The organism is Pseudomonas sp. GL-R-19 (assembly GCF_019956375.1).
GTDB lineage: Bacteria > Pseudomonadota > Gammaproteobacteria > Pseudomonadales > Pseudomonadaceae > Aquipseudomonas.
Genome location: NZ_JAHBDJ010000025.1, coordinates 1 through 24,034, shown reverse-complemented (window position 1 = coordinate 24,034; position 24,034 = coordinate 1). Strand labels below are relative to the sequence as shown.

21 protein-coding genes are annotated in these 24,034 nt (G+C 60.4%); 14 read left to right on the top strand and 7 right to left on the bottom strand.

Features of this window, described 5'->3' with window-relative positions; all coding sequences use genetic code 11:
• Window positions 1-194: 194 nt before the first annotated feature.
• Window positions 195-1,379: a delta-9 fatty acid desaturase DesA gene (gene desA, locus KGA83_RS14840; RefSeq protein WP_108219749.1), complete on the bottom strand. Its 1,185-nt coding sequence runs from the start codon at window positions 1,377-1,379 to the stop codon at window positions 195-197.
• A 147-nt stretch (window positions 1,380-1,526) separates the two neighbouring features.
• Between desA and dibA the strand changes: the two genes are divergently transcribed.
• The 6 genes from dibA to KGA83_RS14810 all read left to right on the top strand — a co-directional run bounded on the left by dibA (window position 1,527) and on the right by KGA83_RS14810 (window position 7,951).
• Window positions 1,527-3,446: a phosphodiesterase DibA gene (dibA, locus tag KGA83_RS14835; RefSeq protein WP_115948320.1), complete on the top strand. Its 1,920-nt coding sequence runs from the start codon at window positions 1,527-1,529 to the stop codon at window positions 3,444-3,446.
• A gap of 290 nt (window positions 3,447-3,736) precedes the next feature.
• The gene (gene oscA / locus KGA83_RS14830; RefSeq protein ID WP_007975618.1) at window positions 3,737-3,919 is read left to right on the top strand and encodes a sulfur starvation response protein OscA; all 183 of its coding nucleotides are present in this window, start codon (window positions 3,737-3,739) and stop codon (window positions 3,917-3,919) included.
• A 143-nt stretch (window positions 3,920-4,062) separates the two neighbouring features.
• Window positions 4,063-5,076, top strand: a complete 1,014-nt coding sequence (locus KGA83_RS14825) for a sulfate ABC transporter substrate-binding protein (RefSeq protein ID WP_223463259.1) — start codon at window positions 4,063-4,065, stop codon at window positions 5,074-5,076.
• A 181-nt stretch (window positions 5,077-5,257) separates the two neighbouring features.
• Window positions 5,258-6,076, top strand: a complete 819-nt coding sequence (cysT, locus tag KGA83_RS14820) for a sulfate ABC transporter permease subunit CysT (protein ID WP_007972956.1) — start codon at window positions 5,258-5,260, stop codon at window positions 6,074-6,076.
• Between the two features lie 12 nt (window positions 6,077-6,088).
• Complete coding sequence (cysW, locus tag KGA83_RS14815; RefSeq protein WP_008045439.1) at window positions 6,089-6,958, top strand: sulfate ABC transporter permease subunit CysW; 870 nt, start codon at window positions 6,089-6,091, stop codon at window positions 6,956-6,958.
• A gap of 3 nt (window positions 6,959-6,961) precedes the next feature.
• Window positions 6,962-7,951, top strand: a complete 990-nt coding sequence (locus KGA83_RS14810; RefSeq protein WP_046040728.1) for a sulfate/molybdate ABC transporter ATP-binding protein — start codon at window positions 6,962-6,964, stop codon at window positions 7,949-7,951.
• 89 nt (window positions 7,952-8,040) lie between these two features.
• Here KGA83_RS14810 and KGA83_RS14805 read toward each other — a convergent pair whose 3' ends face one another.
• Entirely contained in the window at window positions 8,041-8,565 is a 525-nt protein-coding gene (locus tag KGA83_RS14805) for a DUF962 domain-containing protein (RefSeq protein WP_108219746.1), read from the bottom strand.
• 83 nt (window positions 8,566-8,648) lie between these two features.
• Between KGA83_RS14805 and KGA83_RS14800 the strand changes: the two genes are divergently transcribed.
• A complete protein-coding gene (locus KGA83_RS14800) occupies window positions 8,649-9,335 on the top strand; it encodes a Crp/Fnr family transcriptional regulator (protein WP_108219745.1) in 687 nt (228 codons plus the stop codon).
• A gap of 203 nt (window positions 9,336-9,538) precedes the next feature.
• Here the strand turns inward: KGA83_RS14800 and KGA83_RS14795 are convergent, their stop codons facing one another.
• Window positions 9,539-10,543, bottom strand: a complete 1,005-nt coding sequence (locus tag KGA83_RS14795) for an AraC family transcriptional regulator (protein ID WP_115948319.1) — start codon at window positions 10,541-10,543, stop codon at window positions 9,539-9,541.
• A gap of 100 nt (window positions 10,544-10,643) precedes the next feature.
• On the opposite strand from KGA83_RS14795, the gene KGA83_RS14790 reads away from it, so the two are divergent.
• Window positions 10,644-11,717, top strand: a complete 1,074-nt coding sequence (locus KGA83_RS14790; RefSeq protein ID WP_223530023.1) for a fatty acid desaturase — start codon at window positions 10,644-10,646, stop codon at window positions 11,715-11,717.
• A 123-nt stretch (window positions 11,718-11,840) separates the two neighbouring features.
• Here the strand turns inward: KGA83_RS14790 and KGA83_RS14785 are convergent, their stop codons facing one another.
• Genes KGA83_RS14785 through KGA83_RS14775 form a run of 3 tightly spaced genes read right to left on the bottom strand, consistent with a single transcriptional unit; the run spans window position 11,841 to window position 15,877 of the window.
• Window positions 11,841-13,451, bottom strand: a complete 1,611-nt coding sequence (locus tag KGA83_RS14785) for an arylsulfatase (protein WP_108219742.1) — start codon at window positions 13,449-13,451, stop codon at window positions 11,841-11,843.
• Window positions 13,452-13,466: 15 nt separating this feature from the next.
• The gene (locus tag KGA83_RS14780; RefSeq protein WP_108219741.1) at window positions 13,467-14,282 is read right to left on the bottom strand and encodes an ABC transporter ATP-binding protein; all 816 of its coding nucleotides are present in this window, start codon (window positions 14,280-14,282) and stop codon (window positions 13,467-13,469) included.
• Window positions 14,279-15,877 (bottom strand): ABC transporter permease, encoded by a 1,599-nt coding sequence (locus KGA83_RS14775; protein WP_223530021.1) that lies wholly within the window; start codon window positions 15,875-15,877, stop codon window positions 14,279-14,281. Before KGA83_RS14775 ends, KGA83_RS14780 begins: the two co-directional genes overlap by 4 nt.
• Window positions 15,878-16,279: 402 nt before the next feature.
• On the opposite strand from KGA83_RS14775, the gene KGA83_RS14770 reads away from it, so the two are divergent.
• Complete coding sequence (locus KGA83_RS14770; protein WP_223530019.1) at window positions 16,280-17,293, top strand: ABC transporter substrate-binding protein; 1,014 nt, start codon at window positions 16,280-16,282, stop codon at window positions 17,291-17,293.
• Window positions 17,294-17,371: 78 nt separating this feature from the next.
• Here KGA83_RS14770 and KGA83_RS14765 read toward each other — a convergent pair whose 3' ends face one another.
• Window positions 17,372-18,292 carry a LysR family transcriptional regulator gene (locus tag KGA83_RS14765; RefSeq protein ID WP_223530018.1) on the bottom strand — a complete coding sequence of 307 codons (921 nt, stop codon included), beginning with the start codon at window positions 18,290-18,292 and terminating at the stop codon, window positions 17,372-17,374.
• Window positions 18,293-18,475: 183 nt separating this feature from the next.
• On the opposite strand from KGA83_RS14765, the gene KGA83_RS14760 reads away from it, so the two are divergent.
• From KGA83_RS14760 to KGA83_RS14740, 5 genes are all read left to right on the top strand, one after another.
• Window positions 18,476-19,396 carry a TauD/TfdA dioxygenase family protein gene (locus KGA83_RS14760; protein WP_108219737.1) on the top strand — a complete coding sequence of 307 codons (921 nt, stop codon included), beginning with the start codon at window positions 18,476-18,478 and terminating at the stop codon, window positions 19,394-19,396.
• A gap of 135 nt (window positions 19,397-19,531) precedes the next feature.
• Entirely contained in the window at window positions 19,532-21,892 is a 2,361-nt protein-coding gene (locus KGA83_RS14755; protein ID WP_223530017.1) for a TonB-dependent receptor, read from the top strand.
• Window positions 21,893-21,907: 15 nt separating this feature from the next.
• On the top strand, window positions 21,908-22,717 hold the full coding sequence (locus tag KGA83_RS14750; protein ID WP_223530016.1) for an energy transducer TonB: 810 nt from the start codon (window positions 21,908-21,910) through the stop codon (window positions 22,715-22,717).
• A 44-nt stretch (window positions 22,718-22,761) separates the two neighbouring features.
• Window positions 22,762-23,487, top strand: a complete 726-nt coding sequence (locus KGA83_RS14745; protein WP_223530015.1) for a MotA/TolQ/ExbB proton channel family protein — start codon at window positions 22,762-22,764, stop codon at window positions 23,485-23,487.
• A 1-nt stretch (window position 23,488) separates the two neighbouring features.
• Window positions 23,489-23,890 (top strand): ExbD/TolR family protein, encoded by a 402-nt coding sequence (locus KGA83_RS14740; RefSeq protein WP_003220570.1) that lies wholly within the window; start codon window positions 23,489-23,491, stop codon window positions 23,888-23,890.
• Window positions 23,891-24,034 lie beyond the last annotated feature (144 nt).

Genomic DNA, 24,034 nt, shown 5'->3' with positions numbered 1-24,034 from the left:
AGATGAAGTTCCCGCTTTTTGTGGCGAAGGAGAGGGCTCCCGCCGGGCGGTACTGGACACGAGTTTTTGCGTCCACAAATCAATGTGGGAGCGAGCCTGCTCGCGAAAGCGGCGTATCAGTCAACTTTGATTTGACTGACATTCCCTTTTCGCGAGTAGGCTCGCTCCCACAGGTTTTGCGGCTGGCGGTGCAATCAGACAGCGGCAGGGCGCAGGGAGTAAGTCTTCAACTGATCGGCGAAGTCGCGCAGCGATTGAATCCCGCTGGCTTCGGCTTCGTGCACCCAATCCTTGATGGCCGCCAGCATGTCGTGACCATTTGAGCTGGTCTTGACCCAGATCTGCTGCAGGGCCAGGCGTTTCTCGTAAATTACCTTCAGCGCCTGACTGTGCTCGAGCATGTTCTGGATGCGTACATGGTGTTTGTCATCCAGCAGGCTGGTCTCCCGCGAAAGCAGGCGTTTGGCCCGGTGGAACTGGTGACGTACCGAGTGATCGACCTTTTCCAGCTCTTGCTTGACCAGCGGGCCGATCACCAATTTTCGGTACTGGGCCATGATCTGGAAGCGGTTGTTGAGGATCGCCATGGCGGTGTCCATGTCCAGGTTGCCCTTGCCTTCGACGCGATGGGCAATCGGCGCGACCCGTTGAACCTTGGCCAGGCGCAGGAAGCTGAAGACTTGAATCCACGCCCAGCCCAGGTCGAATTCCCACTTCTTCACCGACAGTTTTGCCGAGTTAGGGTAGGTGTGATGGTTGTTATGCAATTCTTCGCCGCCAATCAGGATGCCCCACGGCACCAGGTTGGTCGCCGCATCGCGGCATTCGAAGTTGCGGTAGCCGATGGCATGGCCCAGGCCATTGACCACGCCAGCGGCCCATACCGGGATCCACATCATCTGGATGGCCCAGATGGTGATGCCGATGGTGCCGAACAGCAGCAGGTCGATGACGCCCATGATCGCGATGCCCATCAGCGGATAGCGGCTGTAGAGGTTGCGCTCGATCCAGTCTTCGGGGCAGTTCTTGCCATAGATGCGCAGGGTCTCGGGGTTTTCCGCTTCGGCGCGGTACAACTCGGCGCCTTTGCGCAGCACTGTGGACAAACCCTTGATGACCGGGCTGTGCGGGTCATCGACGGTTTCGCATTTGGCGTGATGCTTGCGGTGGATGGCGGTCCACTCGCGGGTGTTCTGTGCCGTGGTCAGCCACAGCCAGAAACGGAAGAAATGCTTAAGGCCCCCATTCAGCTCCAGGGAGCGATGGGCCGAGTAACGATGCAGATAGACCGTGACGGCGATGATCGTGACGTGGGTCATCAGCAGGGTGACTGCAACCAGAGACCAGGGCGACAAGCCAAGAAAACCTTCGTACCACATAGGCTATAGGGCCCTCGATAAAGAAAAAAACAGCCATTGCATTATCACTAAGCCCACACAGAAAACCAGTCGCCCTTTCAGATAAGAGTGGCTGGATGTGTCTTTAAACTATAATCCCCACCTTATTGTAGGGACATGGATCGTCGGATGTCTGCCACCTATCGCGATGCCTTGCGTGCAGCGCTGCTCTATCTGTTGCTTTCTGTGGTTTGGCTACAGATCAGTGGCTATTTATTAAACAGTTTCTTCGATAGCTCTGCTGAGCGACTGCGATGGCAACTGATCAACGGTTATGTTTGGGTGCTGTTCAGCGCCGGGTTGATCTTCGTTGCACGGGCGCGGCTGCTGCGGTGTCTGGGGATCGGCGCCACATTGCACGAACGCAATACCAATCGCGAGCGCCTGCGCCAGGCGGCGGCTGTTTTCGACTGCACCCGCGAAGGCGTGCTGGTCACCGATCGGGAAGGTGTGATCGTCCATGTGAACCGGGCGTTCATGGAAATCACCGGTTATGGTTGTGAGGACGTGCTCGGGCAGCGCCCCACTATGTTCAAGTCCGGACGTCATCCATCTGACTTCTATCAGGCGATGTTCGCCGCGCTTGAACGCACAGGGGAGTGGAGCGGGGAAATCTGGAACCGGCGCAAAAGCGGCGAAATTTACCCACAATGGCAGACGATCCGCCTGATCCACGATGACAATGGCCAGCCGAGCCAGTTCGTGGCGGTGTTTTCCGATATCAGTGCAATCAAGAACTCCGAACACGAGTTGATGCACCTGGCGCACCACGATCCGCTGACCGACCTGCCGAACCGCCTGCTGTTCACCGACCGTGCCGAACAGGCCCTGGCCTCGGCGCAGGCCCACAAGCGTGGCTGCGCGCTGCTGATGATCGATCTCGATCACTTCAAGATGATCAACGACAGCCTTGGGCACACCATCGGCGATCAGTTGCTCAAGGCTGTGGCCGAGCGTCTGGGCGCCATGTTCGGTCCGGGTATCACCCTGGCCAGGCTGGGCGGGGATGAGTTCGGCATACTCGCTGAAAGCTGTCCGCAACTGGTTCAGGCCGCTGCGTTGGCCCAGCGGATCATCGATGGCCTTAAAGAGCCGTTCCTTATTGATGGGCACCAGCTGTCCATCAACACCAGCATCGGCATCAGCCTGTTCCCCAGCGATGCCTTGAGCGTCGAGCAACTGCTGCGTAATGCCGACTCTGCACTTTTCAAGGCCAAAAGCACGGGGCGCAATGATTATGCCCTGTACACCGAAGAGCTGACGGCCCACGCCCAGCAACGGGTCGAGATCGCCTTTGAATTGCGTCGCGCCCTGGACCGGCAAGAGCTGCGGGTTTATTACCAGCCGGTTCACGACTTCAAGACCAGTCGCCTGATTGGCGTCGAGGCACTGGTGCGTTGGCAGCATCCACAACGGGGGTTGGTATCTCCGGCGGAATTCATTCCGGTCGCCGAACGAACCGGCCTGATTGCTGAAATCGATGCCTGGGTCATGGCGCAGGCGTGCCGGCAGATGTGCCAGTGGCAGCAAGGCGGGGTGATGCTGTCGTTCGTTGCGGTCAACGTTTCTTCGCGGCTGTTCGCCCGTCGCGAGCTGTATCAGCAAGTAGCGCAAGTCCTGCGGGAAACCGGGCTGGAACCGTCGTTTCTCGAGCTGGAAGTCACCGAAAGCGCGGTGATGGAAGACCCGGAAGTCGCGCTGGAACAGATGCATCGACTGCGCGAGCTGGGTGTGCGCCTGGCCATCGACGACTTCGGCACGGGTTATTCATCGCTGCTGCGACTCAAGCGTCTGCCGGTGCAGAAGCTGAAAATCGACCAGGGCTTCGTCGCTGGATTGCCGTGGGATGAGGACGATGCGGCGATTTCACGGGTGATCATTGCGTTGGCGCAGAGCATGGGCATGCAGGTGCATGCCGAAGGGATCGAGCAGGTCGAACAGGCGGCTTTCCTCCTCGAGCACGGATGTGATTTTGGTCAGGGTTACTGGTTCGGGCGGCCGGTGCCGGCGGCGCAGCTGGATTGGAATCATGCGCCGGTGATCGCCTGATTTACAAAAAACCTGTGGGAGCGAGCCTGCTCGCGATAGCGGAATATCAGTCGACATCTTTGGTGACTGACACTCCCTCATCGCGAGCAGGCTCGCTCCCACAGGGTTTTTTGGTGTGCCTGAAAGAGGGCTGTTCAGCTCAAACCCTTGTCCCATCAAATAATTTCTTTTGGTTATATAAACATTCTCAAATAGTCTTTTTAAGAATATCTACTCCTCTCTAGTATTGCTCTCACGCCGCAAGCAGTGCCGACACTGCGAGGCAACCTCTCAGTTGAAGGAGCAGCAATATGAGCGCATCCCTGCGTAGCGTCGACGGTCAAGACGAAGCCACCATCCTGCGTGAAATCCAGAGTGCCCTGCGCGACCTGCGCTTTGGCGCCGTGGAAATCACCGTGCACAACGCCCAGGTGGTGCAGATCGAACGCAAAGAAAAATTCCGTTTGCAGCAGCCGGGCAACAAACCGGGCTGAAGAAGATCGCAGCCTGCGGCAGCTCCTGCAGAAGCACGCAATCACCTGTAGGAGCTGCCGCAGGCTGCGATCTTTGAATCGGCAACGCGATTCCAGAAATCCATAAAAAAGCCAACAAACCAAGAATTCCAGGAGCTTTCATCATGTCGTCGATTCGCCACTTCGCTTTGGCCGCCCTGGCCAGCGCCCTTTTTGCCGGTTCCGCGGTAGCCAAGGATTACGAGCTGCTCAACGTGTCGTACGACCCGACCCGCGAGCTGTACCAGGACTACAACGCCGAATTCATCAAGTTCTGGCAGAAGGACCACGCAGGCGACACCGTGAAGGTCCAGCAATCCCATGGCGGTTCGGGCAAGCAAGGCCGGGCGGTGATCGATGGCCTGCGTGCCGACGTCGTGACCCTGGCCTTGGCCGGTGACATCGACGAAATCGCCAAGCTCGGCAAGACCCTGCCGGCGGACTGGCAAAAACGCCTGCCGGACGCCAGCACGCCTTACACCTCGACCATCGTATTCCTGGTGCGCAAGGGCAACCCGAAAGGCATCAAGGACTGGGGCGACCTGGTCAAGAATGACGTCTCGGTGATCACGCCGAACCCGAAAACCTCCGGCGGTGCGCGCTGGAACTTCCTCGCGGCCTGGGCCTATGGCCTCAAAGCCAATGGTGGTGACGAAGCCAAGGCCAAGGAGTACGTGCAAACCCTGTTCAAACACGTGCCAGTGCTGGATACCGGTGCTCGCGGTTCGACCATTACCTTCGTCAACAACGGTCAAGGCGACGTGTTGCTGGCCTGGGAAAACGAAGCCTTCCTGGCCCTGAAAGAAGAGGGTGGCGCCGACAAGTTCGACATTGTCGTGCCTTCGCTGTCGATTCTCGCCGAGCCACCGGTGGCGGTAGTCGACAAAAATGCCGAGAAAAAGGGCAACGAGCAGATCGCCGAAGCCTACCTCAAGCACCTGTACAGCCCGGCCGGCCAGGAAATCGCGGCGAAGAACTTCTATCGTCCACGTGACAAGGATGTGGCCGCCAAGTACGCCCAGCAGTTCCCGAAACTGGAACTGGTGAGCATCGACAAGGACTTCGGCGGCTGGAAAGCCGCGCAGCCGAAATTCTTCAATGACGGGGGCGTGTTCGACCAGATCTACCAGGCGCAGTAATCTTAAATAGCCATCAATGAGCACCCATGCAGTCAGCCTGGGTGCTTAACCTGTGGGAGCGAGCCTGCTCGCGAAGGCGGTGTTTCAGTCGACAGGGATGTTGACGGGTACTCCCCCTTCGCGAGCAGGCTCGCTCCCACAGGGATGGTTTTAGCGGAACGCTTTTTAACCAAGGACTTTTATGTCGCGTCGTATCTCCCCCGTCATACCCGGCTTCGGGCTGACGCTGGGCTACACCTTGGTGTACCTCAGCCTGATTGTGCTCATACCACTGGCGGCGATGTTCGTGCATGCCGCTCAACTCACCTGGGATCAGTTCTGGGCAATCATCTCGGCGCCACGGGTGCTGGCGGCGTTGAAGCTCAGCTTCGGCACTGCGCTGTGTGCCGCGATCATCAACGGCATCATCGGTACGCTGCTGGCCTGGGTATTAGTGCGCTATACCTTCCCTGGACGAAAAGTGATCGATGCAATGATCGACCTGCCGTTCGCATTGCCCACGGCAGTGGCTGGTATTGCACTGACGGCGTTGTACACCCCTACCGGTCTGGTTGGTCAATTTGCAGCGGATCTGGGTTTCAAGATCGCCTACACCCCCTTGGGCATCACCCTTGCCCTCACTTTTGTGACACTTCCATTCGTAGTACGTACCGTACAGCCAGTATTGGCGGATATCCCTCGTGAAGTGGAAGAAGCGGCGGCGTGCCTGGGGGCAAAACCCTTGCAGGTTTTCCGTCATATCCTGCTGCCGGCACTGCTGCCTGCATGGCTCACCGGTTTCGCTTTGGCCTTTGCCCGCGGGGTCGGCGAGTACGGTTCGGTGATTTTCATTGCCGGTAACATGCCGATGAAAACCGAGATCTTGCCGCTGCTGATCATGGTCAAACTCGACCAATACGATTACACCGGCGCTACCTCCATTGGTGTACTGATGCTGGTGGTTTCCTTCGTCCTGTTGCTGCTGATCAACTTGTTGCAGCGGCGCATCGAAACCCCATAAGGAGGCGCACCCATGTCCCAATCGTCTATTGCTGCCGCTTCCTCGAACGCTGCCCGCCGTGGCAGCGCGACTTCGCGGCGAATCCTGATCGGTCTTGGCTGGCTGATTTTTGCCCTGTTCCTGTTGCTGCCGCTGTTCATCGTGGTGTCCCAGGGCCTGAAGCTCGGCCTCGGTGCATTTTTCACCGCGATCTTTGAGGCGGACGCGCTGTCGGCACTGAAACTCACGGTCATCGCCGTGCTGATTTCGGTGCCGCTGAACCTGGTGTTCGGTGTCAGCGCCGCGTGGTGCGTGAGCAAGTACTCGTTCCGCGGCAAGAGCATGCTGGTGACGCTGATCGACCTGCCGTTCTCGGTGTCGCCGGTGATCGCGGGTCTGGTCTATGTGCTGATGTTCGGCGCCCAGGGCCTGTTTGGCCCGTGGTTGCAGGACCACGACATCCAGATCGTTTTCGCCCTGCCGGGCATCGTGCTGGCGACGATTTTCGTCACCGTGCCGTTCGTGGCCCGTGAGCTGATCCCGCTGATGCAGGAGCAAGGCACTCAGGAAGAGGAGGCAGCGCGCCTGCTCGGGGCCAACGGCTGGCAGATGTTCTGGCACGTCACCGTGCCCAACATCAAATGGGGCCTGATCTACGGCGTGGTGTTGTGCACCGCGCGGGCCATGGGTGAGTTCGGTGCGGTATCGGTGGTTTCCGGGCACATTCGCGGGGTGACCAACACCCTGCCGCTGCACGTCGAGATCCTCTACAACGAATACAACCACGTGGCCGCGTTCGCCGTGGCGAGCCTGTTGCTGATCCTGGCGCTCTTCATCCTGCTGCTCAAGCAGTGGAGCGAAAACCGTATCAACCGCCTGCGCGCCAGCGCCGCGGAGGAATAATTCATGTCGATCGAAGTGCGTAACGTCAGCAAGAACTTCCATGCCTTCAAGGCGCTGGACAACATCAGCCTGGACATCCAGAGCGGCGAACTCGTCGCACTGCTCGGGCCGTCGGGCTGCGGCAAGACCACTTTGCTGCGGATCATCGCCGGCCTGGAAACCCCGGACCAGGGCAACATCGTGTTCCACGGTGAAGACGTCTCCGGCCACGACGTGCGTGATCGCAACGTCGGTTTTGTGTTCCAGCACTACGCCTTGTTCCGCCACATGACGGTGTTCGACAACGTCGCGTTCGGCCTGCGCATGAAGCCGAAAAACCAGCGCCCGAGCGAAAGCCAGATCGCCACCAAGGTCCACGAACTGCTGAACATGGTGCAACTGGACTGGTTGTCGGATCGCTACCCTGAACAACTCTCCGGCGGACAGCGTCAGCGCATTGCCTTGGCCCGGGCGCTGGCGGTGGAGCCGAAAGTGCTGTTGCTCGACGAGCCTTTCGGCGCCCTTGACGCCAAGGTTCGCAAGGAACTGCGCCGCTGGTTGGCGCGTCTGCACGAAGATATCAACCTGACCTCGGTGTTCGTGACCCACGACCAGGAAGAAGCGATGGAAGTCGCCGACCGCATCGTGGTGATGAACAAAGGTGTGATCGAGCAGATCGGCTCACCGGGTGACGTCTACGAAAACCCGGCCAGCGATTTCGTCTATCACTTCCTCGGTGATTCGAACCGTCTGCACTTGGGCGAAGACAAACATGTGCTGTTCCGCCCGCACGAAGTGTCGCTGTCGCGCCATGAACTGGAAGACCACCACGCGGCTGAAGTGCGCGATATTCGTCCGCTGGGCGCGACAACACGGGTGACGTTGAAGGTCGAAGGGCAGAGCGATCTGATCGAAGCCGAAGTGGTAAAGGATCACGACAGCCTGGTTGGTTTGGCAAAAGGCGAGACGTTGTTCTTCAAACCGAAGGTCTGGCAGAAAGTCGCCAATATCTAAGGCAAAAGCTTCGCGAGCAGGCTCGCTCCTACAATTGATCTGTGTGCACCGCGGATCCCTGTGGGAGCGAGCTTGCTCGCGATAGCAATCTAAACAGCCGCACGCTTCGGATTGACCCGCACACCACCCGCCCGTGCCTCGATCTGCTCTTTGAGCTCATGCCGCATCCCCAGCATGAACGCCAGTTCGGCCACCACAAACAGCGGCCCGACAATCAACCCGGTCACATCATCGACAAATGCCGGCTTGCGCCCTTCGTAATGATGACCGACAAACTGGATCGCCCAACCGATCATGAACATCGCCACACCGCTGCCCAGCCAGACCAGCGTGCCTTGCTGCGCCAGCGCATGTCCTGCCCAGACGGACAGCCCGAGCAACACGGTCATCAACACGCCCAGGCGCAATTCCAGGCGCAGGTAAAACCATGCCGATGCCAGCGAGACGAGCACCGCCGGTGACAGCCACACGCCGCCCAGCGACCACTCCGGCCGCGACAGCAACACCGCGACGGCGACCACGATCAGTGGAATGCCGATAAAGTGCGAGGCGATGTTGCGTGGGTCACGGTGGTAGGCGGCGTATTGACTGAGGTGGTCGACGAGGCTTTTCATTGTTGTTCTCCTGTGGGGTGATCGATCATGCCCCGGGGCCACTTCCCGCACTGTCAGCCAGGCGACAATCTCTAGGAGTTTTCATGGATATGCAGGTCTGGCGTCCACGCCTGATGAGTGGTCAGTGGTTCAGCCATTTGCCTGTTTCCCTACAGGATAGTTTGCTGTCGGTGGCCAGGGTACGGCGCTTGTCACCGGGCCAGCGGTTGTTCAAGCGTGGCGATCCGCCCTGCGGACTGTACGCGGTGCTTGAAGGCGCGGTGCGCGTCGGCGCCGTGAGCGAGCAGGGCAAGGAAGCGTTGCTGAGCCTGATGGAGCCGCCGCACTGGTTCGGCGAAATCTGCCTGTTCGATGGCCAGCCACGCACCCACGATGCCTACGGCGTAGGCCAGTGCACGCTGCTGCACATTCCCCAGAACACCTTGCTGGCACTGCTCGACGAGCATCCGCAGCACTGGCGGCAACTGGCGTTGCTGATGAGCCAGAAACTGCGCATGACCTTCATCAACCTCGAACAACTGAGCCTGTTGCCGGCCCCGGCGAGGTTGGCGCACCGCTTGTTGATGATTGCTGAAGGTTATGGCGAGACCGCCCCACCGCGCCGCGTCCTGCAACTGCCCCAGGAGCAGCTTGCCGCCATGTTGTCGCTGTCACGCCAGACCACCAACCAGATTCTCAAGGATTTACAGGCACAGGGGATCATCGGGCTGAGTTACGGCGAAATTGAAATCCTTGATGCTGCCCGGTTGCGGGTGTTAGCCACGATTTAACCGATCACGCAGGCCCAATGTGGGAGCGAGCCTGCTCGCGAAAGCGGAGTGTCAGTCGATACGGATGTACCTGACCTGACGCCTTCGCGAGCAGGCTCGCTCCCACAGGGGGTTTATGTGAATCTCGGATTTGGGGTTAGCCAATAATCCTGTGGGGCTTGCGCGCGAAGAGGCCAGTCCAGGCAACCCATTCTCAGGCTAGATCAGCGCAACCCATCCCGAAACTGCCCCGGCGTCATCCCCGTCCAGCGCTTGAACGCACGACTGAAGCTGCTGGTGTCGGCAAAGCCGAGCAGATAACTGATCTCGCTCAACGAACATTGCGGGTCGCGCAGGTGCAGTAGCGCGAGGTTTTCGCGGCTTTCGTTGAGCAGCGTGTCGAACCGGTAGCCTTCATCGGCCAGGTGCCGTTGCAGGCTGCGCAGGCTCAGGTGCAGGGCCTTGGCGATGTGTTCGGCGCTGGGTTCGCCTTCGGGCAGTTGTTCTTCAATGGCGTCGCGGACCTTGCGCTCCCACGTCAGCGGCTTGAGTTGCGCCAGGGTGCGCTTGAGCACGGTTTCGTTGTGTTCGGCCAGCTCCGGGTTGGCATCGTCCAGGTGGCTGTCGAAGTCGATGAGGGCGAATTCCAGTCGATCCTCGTCGGCACCGAAGTGCACAGGCGAGCGAAAGACTTTATGCCATTGGTGCGCGTCTACCGGCTCCGGGCGGCGCAGGTAGGTCGCCAGCGGCGCGTAGTCGCGACCCAGGCGATTGCGGCAAGTGCGCACGTAAATCGCCATGAACGCGTCGATGGCTTCGAAGGCCGGGGCCGGATTACCCATTGGAACTTTCAGACGGAAACAGTAGCGATCATCGGTGCGGGTCAGTTCCAGTTCCAGGGCATCGCTGACCACCTGGTGATAGCGCACGATGCGCTCGAACACTTCCCGCAGGCTGCCGCTGGCCACCAGTGCATAGCCCAGCGCATGGAAGGTGGTCGGGCTGACGAAACGCGAAACCCGCAAACCGATCGCCGGGTCGCCGCTGGCCTGCACCGCCAGATTCCACAGGTGCGTGGTGCCCGACAGCGGGTAGCGCGCGTTCGGGTCGTCCATCAGTTGCGGGTCGAGCCCCGCTTGCTGGCACAGGGCGGTGCTGTCGATGCCCAAGGCATCGAGTTGCTTGCGCAGGGCGCGGGTCCAGCTGGCGAGGGAGGTCGGTTCAGTCATGCTGATTGGCGCTTCCGGTCAACAGGTTGGCGTTCTCGGCTACCGCATTGCGAGGGTCCGCAAGGCAGGATGCAACCATCAATAATCAGAGGATGGAAGCATGGACGGTACTTCTGCAAGCCCCCAGCGACTGAATGCATCACAGCGATCAGCGCATATCCGTGAAGTGGTACTGGCCAAAGGCGTCGAGTTGCGCGAGCGTTATCCGATTCTCATGCATCAGGACGCCATGGGCGCGGGCATTCTGACCTTCGCCTTGGCCGGTATGGTCGGTTCGGCCGCGCTCTACATGACCGGGCATATGGCCTGGTGGGCGTGCCTGTTGCTCAATGCATTTTTCGCCTCGCTGACCCATGAACTGGAACACGACCTGATCCACAGCATGTACTTTCGCAAGCAGAAGGTGCCGCACAACCTGATGATGGGGCTGGTGTGGCTGGCGCGGCCGAGCACCATCAACCCATGGATTCGCCGACACCTGCACCTCAATCACCACAAAGTCTCCGGCTCCGAAGCCGACCTGGAAGAACGCGCCATCACCAACGGCGAACCTTGGAGCTTCGCAAGGTTTTTGATGATTGGCGACAACATCATGTCGTCGTTCATCCGCATGCTGCGGGCCAAGACCTTGGCCATGAAGTTCAGCATCATTTACCGTACGCTGAAGGTCTACGCACCGCTGGCGCTGATGCATTGGGGCGCGTGGTACGTGTTTCTCGGCATCCACGCAGCGAACGGCATTGCGCATCTGATGGGCGCTCCCATCGAGTGGTCAGCGATGACGTTGTCGGTGATGCAGGTGATCGACATTGCGGCTGTGGTGATCATCGGTCCGAACGTGTTGCGCACGTTCTGCCTTCACTTCATCAGCTCGAACATGCACTACTACGGTGACGTGGAACCGGGCAATGTGATGCAGCAGACCCAGGTGCTGAACGCATGGTGGCTGTGGCCGTTGCAGGCGTTCTGCTTCAACTTCGGTAGCAGCCACAGCATCCATCACTTTGTGGTGAAGGAGCCGTTCTACATTCGCCAGTTGACCGTACTGGTGGGGCACAAGGTGATGCGCGAGATGGGCGTGCGGTTCAATGATTTCGGCACGTTTGCGCGGGCCAACCGGTTTGAGGGCAAGGAAGAGGCGGTAGGTGTGAGGACACAAACCGCTCAAGTCTGACTCGTATTTGTGGCGAGGGAGCTTGCTCCCGCTGGGTCGCGAAGCGGCCCCCTTATCCCGAAAACGAAGGGGACTACTGCGCAGCCCAACGGGAGCAAGCTCCCTCGCCACAGGGGGTAATGTTTAGTCTGGCTGAAATGGCGACTCACTCAGGATCACCCCAGTCTCATCCACATACCGCTGCCAGTGCTCGATCAAGGCACCAAGCTTCTGCGGTTGGCTCGACGCCAGGTCATGAATCTCCCCCGGATCATTGCCCAGGTCATACAGTTGCCAGGTCGCCGGCCCGACCGGTCCCGGGATGTACACCGCCTTCCATTTTCCCTGTCGAATCGCCCGCCGACCGAACAATTCCCACCCGGTCACGGTGTGCTCGTCATGCACTTGCGTCGTCTCGCCCGACAGAAACCCCAGCCACGATTTACCGCGGATTTGCGCCACGGGCTTGCCATGCCACTGCTTGCCCGGATGGCGCACACCGGCGAGGTCGAGAATGGTCGGTGTGATGTCCATCACGGTGCCGAAACCGTGGCTGATCTGCCCCTTGAGCGGCAGTTGCGGGTAATGCACCAGCGCCGGCACGCGAATCCCGCCTTCGGTGGTGAAGGCCTTGAACAGCCGCGATGGCGCGGTCGCCACTTGCGCCCAGTTCGGCCCGTACCAGACGTAGGAATTGGCGCGGCCGATGTTGTCCAGGCTGTTGTCGTAATGCTGGTTGAGATAGGTCAGCAACTGCGGGCCGAATTTCGGGAAAGCCTCCAGCAATGCCCCTTCGGCGCCGTTATCGGACATGAACAGGATGAAGGTGTTGTCCAGTTGCCCTTGTTGGCGCAGGTAGTCGACGACGCGGCCGATGTTCCAGTCCATGCGCTCGACCATCGCTGCATACACCTCCATGGCCCGCGCGGAGATCTGCCGTTGTTCGTCGCTCAAGGCATCCCATTGTGCGGTCAACTGGATCAACGGATGCGGCTCGACATCGGCCTCGATCAGCCCCAGCTTTTTGAGTTTTTCCAGGCGCTCGATTCGCAGTGCTTCAGGGCCGGCGTCATAGCGCCCGCGGTATTTTTCCACCACCTCGGCCGGCGCCTGCAACGGCCAGTGCGGTGCGGAAAACGGCAGGTAAGCGAAGAACGGCCGGGTCTGGTCGCGCTCCTTGAGGTATTGCAGCAGCTTGTCGCCAAAGGCATCTGAGGAATAGAAATCCTTCGGCAGTTCGTCGATGAATTGGTCGTCTTCGATGTACAGCGCCGGGGTGGATTTCAGCAACCGTGGCGTCGTTTCATCGTAGGTCGGCTCGAAGCCGTAATGGTTGGCGGCGCCGGGCAACAGAGAAAACGAACGCTCGAAACCCCGGGCGTGAGGCGCCAGTTCTGCGGTCAGGCCCAGGTGCCATTTGCCGCTCATCAAGGTCTGGTAACCCGCCTCGCGCAGCAACTCGGGCAGGGCGACCACGCGGTCGTTCAGGTGCCCTTCGTAACCCGGCTTGCCGATGAGGTCCGGGGTCAATGCTTCGGCCATGGTGCCGATGCCGGCGATGTGGTGGTCGGTGCCGGTGAGCAGCATCGACCGGGTCGGCGAGCAGGTCGGTGCGGTGTGAAAATCGGTCAGGCGCAGGCCATTGTTGGCCAATGCATCAAGGTTTGGTGTATTGATTTCGCCACCGAAGGCGCCGAGGTCGGAAAAGCCCAGGTCATCGGCCAGGATCACTAGAAAGTTGGGACGTTGCGGCATCAAGCATTTCCTTTTTCAGTAGGCAATGAAGGACAGCGGCAGATCGCGGACCTGCACCGGCACGGGGGGCTGGTAGTGATCGTCGCTGGTGAGTTCGTGAAGCAGTTCTTCGCGTAACTGGTGGAAGTCGAAACTGCTGCGTTGGCGCGGATGGGGCAGGGCAATGTCGACCACTTGCTTGATCCGCCCCGGACGCGGCTCCATCACCACCACGCGGTCGGCGAGGAAGATCGCTTCCTCGACGTCGTGGGTGACCAGCACCGTGGTGATTTTTGCCCGCGCGCGGATCGCCAGCAGTTCGTCCTGCATCTGTTGGCGGGTCAGCGCATCGAGGGCGCCGAAGGGCTCGTCCAGCAGCAGAATCCGTGGGCTGGCCACCAGGCCGCGAGCAATGGCCACGCGCTGTGCCATGCCGCCGGAGAGCTGGTGCGGATAGGCGCGGGCGAAGTCGCCGAGGCCCACCAGTTCGATGAAATCAGCGATGCGCTTGTGCTTTTGTGCCGCGCTCAGTGGCTCATTGACCAGGCCCAGGCCGATGTTGTCGGCCACGCTCAGCCACGGGAACAAGCGGTGCTCCTGAAAGACGATGCCGCGCTCGCCGCCGATGCCGGTGACGGCTTTTCCGTCGACGCTGATCTGCCCGCGAAACTGCGTATCGAGGCCCACCAGCAGCCGCAGCAAAGTGGATTTACCGCAACCGCTGGAGCCGACGATGGCGACGAACTCACCCTCGGCGATGTCCAGGTTGAATTCGCGAATGGCCTCAAGTGTGAAGCCGTCGACGTCGAAGGTTTTGCCCACGTGATTGAAGCTGACAATCGGTGCGTTCATGCGTGTCTCCAGCGAGTGGCGCGGATTTCCAGGCGTTGGCCAATGAGGTTGAGCAGGGCACCGGTCAGGCCCACCAGCAGCATGCCGGCCATGATCAGGTCCATGCGCAGCAGTTGCTGGGCGCCGATCATCTGGCTGCCAATGCCGCCGTTGGACGGCATGAAATATTCGGCGCCGATGGTGCCGAGCCAGGCGTAGATCAGGCTCAGCCGAAGTCCTGCAAAAATCCCCGGTGCCGCACCCGGTAGCACCAGTCGACGGAGGCGCTGGCGCAGATTCAGGCGCAACACCTGCGCGGCCTCGTTCAGTTGCGGCGACAGGTGGGCGACGCTGCGTTGGGTGGCGATGAACAGCGGGAAAAAAGCGGCGAGGGCAACGAACACCCACTTGGCCAATTCCCCCAGACCGAACCACGCGGTGAGCAGCGGCACCCAGGCGAAAATGGCGATCTGGCGGATGGCCGCAAGGGTTGGGCCGAGCACGCGTTCACTGGTCCGCGACAATCCCAGCAGCAACCCCAAGGCAAACCCGAGCCCGCCGCCGAGCAGCAATCCGCCAAGGGTCCGACCCAGGCTGAGGGCCATGCCGCCAAGCAGTGTGCCGTCGAGCAAGCCATCCCGAGTGGTCTGCAGGACGGCCAGAGGACTGACCAGAATGTTCGGGTCAATCCACTGCTGATCCGAAGTCAGTTGCCACAACGCCAGAAGCGCCAATGGCAGCAGCCACGGTTGCAGGCGTTGCCAACCTTGATAATGCGGCCCGCGACGGATTTCGGCGGTGGCCGGGTGCGGCCAGTGCACCAGTTTCCTGTCCAGCAGGCCGATGCCGCGATCCATCGCCACGCCAATCAAGCCGATCACCACGATGCACACGAAGACGATGTCGAGCATGAACAGCTGCCGCGCCCAGACCATCAGGTAACCGATGCCTTCGCTGGACGCGAGCAGTTCGACAGCCAGCAGCGAAGTCCAGCCGGCGGCCAGCGCGAGGCGTACACCGGCCATGAATGCCGGCAGTGCTGCAGGCAGCACCAGGCGTCGGATCAACAGATGCCTGGGCAGGCGCAACACGGCGGCGGCCTCGCGCAGCTTGGGTTGTGCATCGCGCACACCGACCAGTGTATGCAAGGTCACCGGCACCATGATGGCCTTGATCAGCACCACCAGTTTGAGCACTTCACCGATGCCGAAAAACACCATGAACAATGGAATCCAGGCCAGGGTCGGGACTTGCGCCAACCCGGCGAAGGTCGGAAACACCAGGCGCTCCAGTCGACGACTGAAACCCAGTGCCGCACCCAAAACAGCACCAGCGCTGATCCCGGCCAGCAGCCCCCAGAACAGGCGTTGCAGGCTGATCCACAAATGACTCCACAACTCGCCTTGGGACAATTCCAGCGCGCTGTTCCAGACCAGGGTCGGCGCCGGCAGGATCTGCTCGCTCATCCAGTGGTTGCGGCTGGCGAGCCACCAGAGGGCAAACAGGGCAATGGGCAACAACCACGGCAACAACCGTTGGCCCAGGCTGGGCCAGCGTTGCCTGTTTTTAAGTGGCGGCGCGGCCAGTGGCAGGCTGAGAAGAGAAACACGGGCCATGGATGACCTCCGTTGTCGGGTTGCAATACAGGCCTGCTTTTTTGTAGGAGTGAGCCTGCTCGCGATAGCGGTGTGTCAGGCAAAGATGTCTCGATTGACCTTCCGCTATTCGCGAGCAGGCTCGCTCCTACAAGGGTTCAAGGCGTATGCAAAATTGATCTATAAAATTCAAAACTCATACTATTGAGAGATAAGAGAGGCCATTTATGGCCTCCCTAAGCCTCCGCATCCAATGCATTCGAAGAATATTTTTGATGCCGTTTGGGCATATCGGCGGAGAGCCCCGGGTGCGTTGATATAGATCTAAATAGTCTAAAAATGTGAATTTATAGTATTTAAATGTTGGGTCTACTTCGGCCTACTTTCGGCTCCTCAACGCCCGTTGCCCAAGGAGCCGCACCCATGAACCTTCCCTTCAAACGTGTCATCAGCCTGTTCGCCGTACCGGCCCTGGCGGGTCTGCTGGCCTTCACGGCCAACGCTGGCGAACTCAAGGAAATCCGCATCGCCGTGCCGGACCTGAGTGCCGGTACCCAGCACAGTGGCGGCGGTGTTGTGGATGTGCTGCGCGATCAGCAGATCTTCGAAAAGGCTTTCGCCGATCAGGGCATCAAGATTCAGTGGAGCTTCTTCAAGGGCGCAGGCCCGGTGATCAACGAGGCGTTCGCCAACGGTCAGGTTGACCTGGCCTACCTCGGCGATCTGGCGGCCATCATCGGCAAGTCCAATGGACTGGATACGCGGTTGCTCAGCGCCTCGGCGCGCGGGGTGAAGCATTACCTGGGCGTGGTGCCGGGTTCGGGGATCAAGACCCTGCAGGACCTCAAGGGCAAACGCGTGGCGATTTTTCGTGGCACCGCCAGCCAGTTGTCCTTCGATGCGGCGCTGGCCAGTCAGGGTTTGAGCGAGAAGGACTTGAAAGTCATCAACCTGGACTTCAACGCGGCGGTCGCGGCGCTGGCGGCGAAGCAGATCGATGCCTCGTGGGGCGGTTCCGGGCTCACGGCATTGCAAGCCAAGGGGCTGGCCGAGTTGCCGCTGAGCACCAAGGACCTGGGCGGCGCCGGCAGCGTGCAGGCGGTGCTGATAGGGACCGGGAAGTTTGTCGATGCGCATCCGGAGGCGGTGTCGAAACTGCTCAAGGCCCAACAGCAGGCCGTTGAGTGGCTGACCCAGGACAGCAACAAGGACGCCTACATTCAGTTGGTGTCGGGGCTGGCGAGTTATCCGGCGGTGATCCTCACGCAGGATCTGAAGGATCAGAAACTGAGTGAGGTGTTCCCCTCTACGCTTGACCCGGTGTTCCTCGGCAAGTTGCAGGATGCCGTGGATCTGGCTTCGCAGCAGAAGCTGATTCGCAAGTCGTTCAAGGTGAGCGATTGGGTGGCGCCGGAGTTGGCTGCTGCCAGGCTTTAAATCTCAAAAGATCGCAGCCTTCGGCAGCTCCTACATCGATCAGTGTAGGAGCTGCCGAAGGCTGCGAGCTCTTGATCCTCAAACCGCAACGGCCATCTGCTGCCTGTCCACCGCCACCAACGTCTCGATCATCGCCCGCGCCGCCGGCGACAGCCTGAACCCGGTGCGGCTGACGATCCCGCACCGTGCATTCATGCTCTCGATGTTCTGCGGCAGATTGCGCCAGTGCAGCAACACCAGCGAACCCTGGGCAATGTCCTCGATAAACGCCTCCTCGGTGCCAACGCCAATCGCATTCGATTGCAGCACCACTTTCACCAGCGCCGGAAAGTGTTCGGTCTCGATGGTCGGTGAAAAATCCACCCGGCCACTGAGGTTCGCCAGCAGTTTGCGAATGCCTGGCGGGATCATCGTGGTCGCCAGCGGGTAATCGAACATGTCGTTGGTCGACAGGCTCTCCTTGGCCAGCAGTGGATGCCCGGGGCGGCAGAAAAACACGCCGCGCTTGGGCGTCAATGCCTGGGTCTGGAAGTTCGGATCGGACTCGAAATGGCGGATGTCGGCGATAAAGAATTCGATCTCTTCACGGCTCAGGGCACGGCTGAGTTTTTCCCAGTTATCCACCTCGAAACAGGTGCGCACTTTCGGGTGCGCGTTGATGAATTGCGCCACTGCATCCGGCACCAGTTTCACCGCCGGTGCCGGGCCGCAACCGAAACGCAGCTCACCGGCATCGAGCTTGGTCATCTGCGTCACTTCGGCGTTCAAGAGGGCCGCGCCTTGCACCAGGCTGCGGGCATGTTGCAGCACCACCAAGCCTTCGGGGGTGGGGCGCAAATCCTTGTTGCCGCGGTCCACCAGGACGCAGCCGAACTCGTGCTCCAGCCCCTGAATGCTGCGGCTGAAGGCAGGCTGGGTAATACCCATGGCCTCGGCCGCGCGCACGAAACTGCGGTGTTCGTCGAGGGCGATGAAGTAACGCAACTGGCGAAGATCCATATGCTTTTCCGGCATCCTAAAAATAGCTCGAAGGCATTTGCGACGAGGGTTGACTGAGGTTTTAAATGCAACCTCTTATTCCGTCAACGAAGCATGTAGATATCTATTAGATCTAAATTGAATATAGATAGAGCAGTGTTTCGCGGCCGGTTCAACCGCAAGCAGTCTGATGAGGGTCTACCCATGAGCAATGCCGCTTTCGCAGTACAACCCGCTGTTCACGCGCTTGAAATCCACCCGGTGGCCGGTCGCATCGGTGCCGAAATTCGTGGCGTACAGCTTTCGGGCGAGCTGGATGCCGCCACCGTCGAAGCCATTCAACAGGCACTGCTGCAATACAAAGTGATCTTCTTCCGCGAGCAGACCCAGCTCGACGATCAGCGCCAGGAGGCGTTCGCCCACCTGCTCGGCGAGCCGGTGGCACACCCGACCGTGCCGGTGCGCGAAGGCACGCGTTTTCTACTGGAACTGGACGGTGCCGAGGGCCAGCGAGCCAGTTCCTGGCACACCGACGTGACCTTCGTCGAGGCCTACCCCAAAGCTTCGATCCTGCGCTCGGTGGTGGCCCCGGCTTTCGGCGGCGACACCCTGTGGGCCAATACCGCCGCCGCCTACGACGGTTTGTCGGCGGAGCTGCGTGAACTGGCCGACAAACTGGTCGCCGTACACAGCAACGAATACGACTACGCCGGTACCAGGCCAGACGTCTCGGCCGAGAAGCTGGAGCGCTATCGCAAGATCTTCACCTCGACCGTCTACGAGACCGAACACCCGGTGGTCCGCGTGCACCCGATCAGCGGTGAGAAGAGCCTGTTGCTGGGGCATTTCGTCAAACGCATCAAGGGCTATTCCCAGACCGATTCGGCGCACCTGTTCGGGCTGCTGCAAAGCCATGTGATCCGCCAGGAAAACATCGTGCGCTGGCGCTGGAAGGCTGGCGATGTGGCGATCTGGGACAACCGCTCCACCCAGCATTACGCAGTGGATGACTACGGGACTCAGGATCGTGTGGTGCGTCGGGTGACGCTCAAGGGTGAAGTGCCGGTGGGTGTGAATGGGCAGGTCAGCCAGACCGTGAAAGGGCCGGATATCGGCGGCGTCTGAGCCGACGCTATCGCGAGCAGGCTCGCTCCTACAGGGGGATCTTCGGTGTTCGCAGGATCAGTGTAGGAGCGAGCCTGCTCGCGATGGCGGCCGGGCAAGCAATAAAGCATTTCTTTTGATCGGGAACCCCGCCTTATGAGTCCGTTGTACCTCGCCCCAACGTCGTCACCCCAACGGCTCAAACGCCTGCCTCTGGCCCTGCTGCTGGCAGGAAGCGCCGGTTGGGCCCAAAGCTATGCGGCCGACAGCACCACCCCTGAAACCACCCCCGCAAAAACCGCCACGGCCGACAATGCACAACTGGAAACCGTGACCGTAACCACCCGCCGCCGCGAAGAAAGTGCGCAGGATGTGCCAACACCCATGAGCGTGGTCAGCGGCCAGACCCTGGAAACCCAGCGGATCTATCGCATCCAGGATTTGCAGCAACTGGTGCCCAGCGTCAACGTCGCCTACATGCATGCGCGCCAGTCCAGCGTGTCGATCCGTGGCCTGGGCAACAACCCGGCCAGCGATGGCCTGGAGGGCAGTGTCGGGTTGTACATCGACAATGTTTATCTCGGCCGGCCGGGCATGGCCGTGTTCGACCTGATGGACATCGAGCAGCTCGAAGTACTGCGCGGTCCGCAAGGCACTTTGTTCGGCAAGAACACCACGGCGGGCGTAATCAACATCAGCACCCGTGCGCCGACTTTTACCCCGGAACGCAGCATCGAATCTTCGGTGGGCGAGGACGGATACTTCCAGACCAAGGGCACGATTTCCGGCCCATTGAATGACGAACTCGCCGGACGCTTTTCTGCGTACCGCACCCGCAGCGACGGTGATATCAAGAACGAATTCGACGGCCACGATTTGAACGGTGGCTCGCGCGATGGCTTCCGTGGCCAGTTGCTGTTCAAGCCGAACGAAGTATTCAGCCTGCGCTGGATCGGCGACTACAACGAAGAAGATTCCAGCGCCGGCACCCGCGTGTTGTTCAGCACCGGGCCGACCATCAATGGCGTCAACCTTTACCAGCGCCGGGCCAATGCGGTGGGCGCGACACTGGTCGACGGCACGCACCGCAAGGTCAACCTGAACGATGACCAGCACGTCACCGTGCACCAGGGCGGTACGTCGGTCGAGGCGAACTGGACGCTGCCGAGCGACTTCACCCTGACCTCCATCAGCGCCTGGCGCTGGTGGAATTTCACCCCGCGCAATGATGACGGCCTGAACGTATCCGTCTTCCACAACGCCGGCGTTTCGGTGGAGGATAAGCAGTATTCCCAAGAGTTTCGCCTGGCGTCGCCAACCGGTGGATTCTTCGATTACGTGCTCGGCGCCTATTACTTCGGCTCCGACCTGGACAACAAATCCTTCACCTTTTACGGCCCGCAAGCGGACATCTGGAACGGTACGCCCAACGGTGCACTGAACAACATCGACAGTGTCGGCAATGGTCATATCGAAACCAACAGCTTCGCGCTGTTCGCCCAAGGCACCTGGCACCTGACCGAGCGCCTGGATTTCACCGCCGGGTTGCGCGGCACCTATGAAGAGAAAAACGCCAGGGTGACCCGTGATGCGCCGGCCGGTGGTGCCGCGGTCACCGGTGCGGCGGCCGCGGCACGACTCGCTCGTGCGGGGGTCTTCGATTCCGGCGATCTGAACCAGTACAGCTCCAGTCCCTCGGGCCTGTTGAACCTCAGCTACCGCCTCACCGACGACCTGCTCACCTACGCCACGTTGTCCCACGGCGAAAAATCCGGCGGGGTCAATCTGGCCGTCGGCACGGCGATGGTGGCCGGCGCCGATTCGCTGCTGATCGGCACCGAGCGCGCCAACAACGCCGAACTCGGTTTCAAGAGCACCCTGTGGGACCGTCGCCTGCAACTGAATGCCAACGTGTTCTGGACCCAGGTCAATGGCTATCAGACCAACGCCTTCGACGACGTCAACCGCGTGCAGTTCCTGACCAACGCCGGCTCGGTGCGCTCCCGTGGCGTGGAGTTCGAAAGCACCCTGCTTGCGTTGCGCAGCCTGACGCTGAACATCAACGGCTCGTACAACGACGTCAGCTACCTCTCGTACAAGGATGCACCCTGCCCGCCGGAAGTCAGCCTGGCGCCGGGCGCTCCGGCATCCTGCGACCTCAGTGGGCATCAAGTGGTGGGCGCTTCGAAATGGATCGGCAACGCCAACGGCGAATACAAGTGGAACCTGAGCAACGGCTTCGAAGAGTACGTCACCGCCAGCTATGCGTTCCGCTCCAAAGCGGTGGGCACGGTGGAGGATTCCGACTTCGGGCAGATCCCGAGTTATGCGGTGGTCAACCTGTCCACGGGCCTTCGCGGCGACTTCAACCAGGGGCAGTGGGACGTTTCGTTATGGCTGAAAAACGCCTTCGACAAAACCTACTACACGACGCTGTGGACGGCTGCCAACGGCGGTTATGAAGGCCTGCTCGGCACGCCACGAATGCTGGGCATGACCGGTCGATACGACTTCTAAGAAGGGGGTTCAGCAATGGGCAATGTCCAGACCGCTGCCAGTGCGCATGAAGTGCTGTGGCGCCCGGCACCTGGTGGCGAGTTGGTCGACCTCGGCCAGCCACACCGGGTGCCCTTGGGCCAGTTGCGTTTGCAGTGCGCGCCCAAGGGCATCTTGAGTCGACGGGAGACGATCCTGCTCGGAGTGCTGGCGTTGCTGGTGCATGGCGCGGTGATTTATTGGGTCAATCAACAGCCGACCACAGTACTGCCTGTCGTGCCGCCGCAGATTCCGCCGATGACCATCGAGTTCTCACGTCCGGCGCCCCCGGTGGTCGAGCCGCCGCCACCGCAACCGGTCCAGCCTGTGGTGGAGCCGCCTGTGCCAGTGGAAGACGAACTGGCGGTGAAACCTCCTCCACCGAAGCCGGTTCCCAAGCCCAGGCCGGTCGCCAAACCGGTACCGAAATCGGCGCCAAAAGCCGTTGAACAACCACCTGCGCTGCCACAACCGGCAGCGCCAGTCGCGGCCCCTGTGCCACCTGCACCGCCTGCGCCCGCACCTGTGACACCGGCCTCTGCCACTGCCGGCTACTTGAAAAACCCGGCGCCGCAATACCCGTCGCTGGCCCAGCGTAAAGGCTGGGAAGGCACGGTGTTATTGCGCGTGCAAGTGCTGGCCAGCGGCAAGCCCGGCGAGATCCAGATTCAGAAAAGCAGCGGCCGTGATGCGCTCGACGAAGCCGCGCTGAACGCGGTGAAACGCTGGAGTTTTGTGCCGGCCAAGCAAGGCGATGTCGCCCGGGACGGCTGGGTCAGCGTGCCCATCGATTTCAAGATTCATTAAACCGAAACCAATTTCGCGCTAAACGTTTACACGAGGAATACACCATGACGTTACTGACATCTCCACTTGAATCCATCGAAAGCGCGGTGATCTGGCTGCTGGTGGTTTTTTCCGTCGCAACCTGGGGGCTGGCGTTGCTCAAGGGCGTGCAGTTCGGTCGCCTGAAGGCACAGGATCGAAAGTTTCATCAACAGTTCTGGGCCGCTTCGAGCCTCGACGCGGCGGCCGAACTGAGCGAAACCCGGCCCGGCGCGGCAGCCCGGGTTGCGCAGGCCGGTTACGCGGCCATCCAGGTGGGCGAGGCGCCACAGGCGGCGGATTTGAGTCAGGCGATCAATCATCAGGATCGTCTGGAGCGGGCCTTGCGTCAGCAGATCGTGCGCGAGCGCCGGTCGCTGGAAACCGGGTTGGCGGTACTCGCGAGCATTGGCAGCACCTCGCCGTTCATTGGTTTGTTCGGCACGGTGTGGGGAATCATGGAAGCGTTGAAAGGCATCAGTGCGGCGGGCTCGGCAAGCCTGGAAACGGTTGCCGGACCGATTGGCGCGGCACTGGTCGCCACCGGCGTGGGGATCGCCGTCGCGGTGCCGGCGGTGCTGGTTTACAACTATTTTTTGCGCCGTTTGAAACTGACGGCGGCGGACCTGGATGACTTCGCCCATGACTTCTACAGCCTGGCGCAGAAGAGTTCGTTCCGTGTGCTGATCCACCCGAAGGCGCACAAGGTGGCAGCCCAGGGCAATGCGCAGAAAGTGAAGGAGGCGTCCTGATATGGCCTTCTCCACGCAAGACTCTGATGAGGTGCTGAGCGAGATCAACGTGACACCGCTGGTGGATGTGATGCTGGTGTTGCTGGTGGTGTTCATCGTCACTGCGCCGCTGCTGACCAACGCGATTCCGATCAACCTGCCCAAGACCGAAGCGGTGGCGCCGGTGGAGCAGAAAGACCCGTTGGTGGTGAGCATCGACGGCGCCGGCAAACTGTTTATCAACAAGGACGAGATACAACCGGACTTGCTGGAGTTCAACCTCAAGTCGGCGAAGGCCAAGGACCCCGAGGTGCGTGTGCAGTTGCAGGCGGACGATGGGGTGAATTACGGCGAAGTGGCGCGGGCCATGGCGTCGATCGAACGGGCAGGAATTACCAAGTTGTCGGTGATTACCGCGCGTTAACGGATTTTCGTTTTCCGGGGCCGTCTCCTTGGCAGGGTGCGGCCCTTTTTTTATTCCAAACGAATGACCCCTGTAGGAGCTGCCGAAGGCTGCGATCTTTTGATCTTGTTTTTAAAAATCAAAAGATCGCAGCCTTCGGCAGCT

Bases quoted from the DNA above. Each gene is read 5' to 3' on its own strand.
- desA (WP_108219749.1), bottom strand. From the start codon at position 1,379: ATGTGGTACGAAGGTTTTCTTGGCTTGTCGCCCTGGTCTCTGGTTGCA.
- dibA (WP_115948320.1), top strand. From the start codon at position 1,527: ATGTCTGCCACCTATCGCGATGCCTTGCGTGCAGCGCTGCTCTATCTG.
- oscA (WP_007975618.1), top strand. From the start codon at position 3,737: ATGAGCGCATCCCTGCGTAGCGTCGACGGTCAAGACGAAGCCACCATC.
- KGA83_RS14825 (WP_223463259.1), top strand. From the start codon at position 4,063: ATGTCGTCGATTCGCCACTTCGCTTTGGCCGCCCTGGCCAGCGCCCTT.
- cysT (WP_007972956.1), top strand. From the start codon at position 5,258: ATGTCGCGTCGTATCTCCCCCGTCATACCCGGCTTCGGGCTGACGCTG.
- cysW (WP_008045439.1), top strand. From the start codon at position 6,089: ATGTCCCAATCGTCTATTGCTGCCGCTTCCTCGAACGCTGCCCGCCGT.
- KGA83_RS14810 (WP_046040728.1), top strand. From the start codon at position 6,962: ATGTCGATCGAAGTGCGTAACGTCAGCAAGAACTTCCATGCCTTCAAG.
- KGA83_RS14805 (WP_108219746.1), bottom strand. From the start codon at position 8,565: ATGAAAAGCCTCGTCGACCACCTCAGTCAATACGCCGCCTACCACCGT.
- KGA83_RS14800 (WP_108219745.1), top strand. From the start codon at position 8,649: ATGGATATGCAGGTCTGGCGTCCACGCCTGATGAGTGGTCAGTGGTTC.
- KGA83_RS14795 (WP_115948319.1), bottom strand. From the start codon at position 10,543: ATGACTGAACCGACCTCCCTCGCCAGCTGGACCCGCGCCCTGCGCAAG.
- KGA83_RS14790 (WP_223530023.1), top strand. From the start codon at position 10,644: ATGGACGGTACTTCTGCAAGCCCCCAGCGACTGAATGCATCACAGCGA.
- KGA83_RS14785 (WP_108219742.1), bottom strand. From the start codon at position 13,451: ATGCCGCAACGTCCCAACTTTCTAGTGATCCTGGCCGATGACCTGGGC.
- KGA83_RS14780 (WP_108219741.1), bottom strand. From the start codon at position 14,282: ATGAACGCACCGATTGTCAGCTTCAATCACGTGGGCAAAACCTTCGAC.
- KGA83_RS14775 (WP_223530021.1), bottom strand. From the start codon at position 15,877: ATGGCCCGTGTTTCTCTTCTCAGCCTGCCACTGGCCGCGCCGCCACTT.
- KGA83_RS14770 (WP_223530019.1), top strand. From the start codon at position 16,280: ATGAACCTTCCCTTCAAACGTGTCATCAGCCTGTTCGCCGTACCGGCC.
- KGA83_RS14765 (WP_223530018.1), bottom strand. From the start codon at position 18,292: ATGGATCTTCGCCAGTTGCGTTACTTCATCGCCCTCGACGAACACCGC.
- KGA83_RS14760 (WP_108219737.1), top strand. From the start codon at position 18,476: ATGAGCAATGCCGCTTTCGCAGTACAACCCGCTGTTCACGCGCTTGAA.
- KGA83_RS14755 (WP_223530017.1), top strand. From the start codon at position 19,532: ATGAGTCCGTTGTACCTCGCCCCAACGTCGTCACCCCAACGGCTCAAA.
- KGA83_RS14750 (WP_223530016.1), top strand. From the start codon at position 21,908: ATGGGCAATGTCCAGACCGCTGCCAGTGCGCATGAAGTGCTGTGGCGC.
- KGA83_RS14745 (WP_223530015.1), top strand. From the start codon at position 22,762: ATGACGTTACTGACATCTCCACTTGAATCCATCGAAAGCGCGGTGATC.
- KGA83_RS14740 (WP_003220570.1), top strand. From the start codon at position 23,489: ATGGCCTTCTCCACGCAAGACTCTGATGAGGTGCTGAGCGAGATCAAC.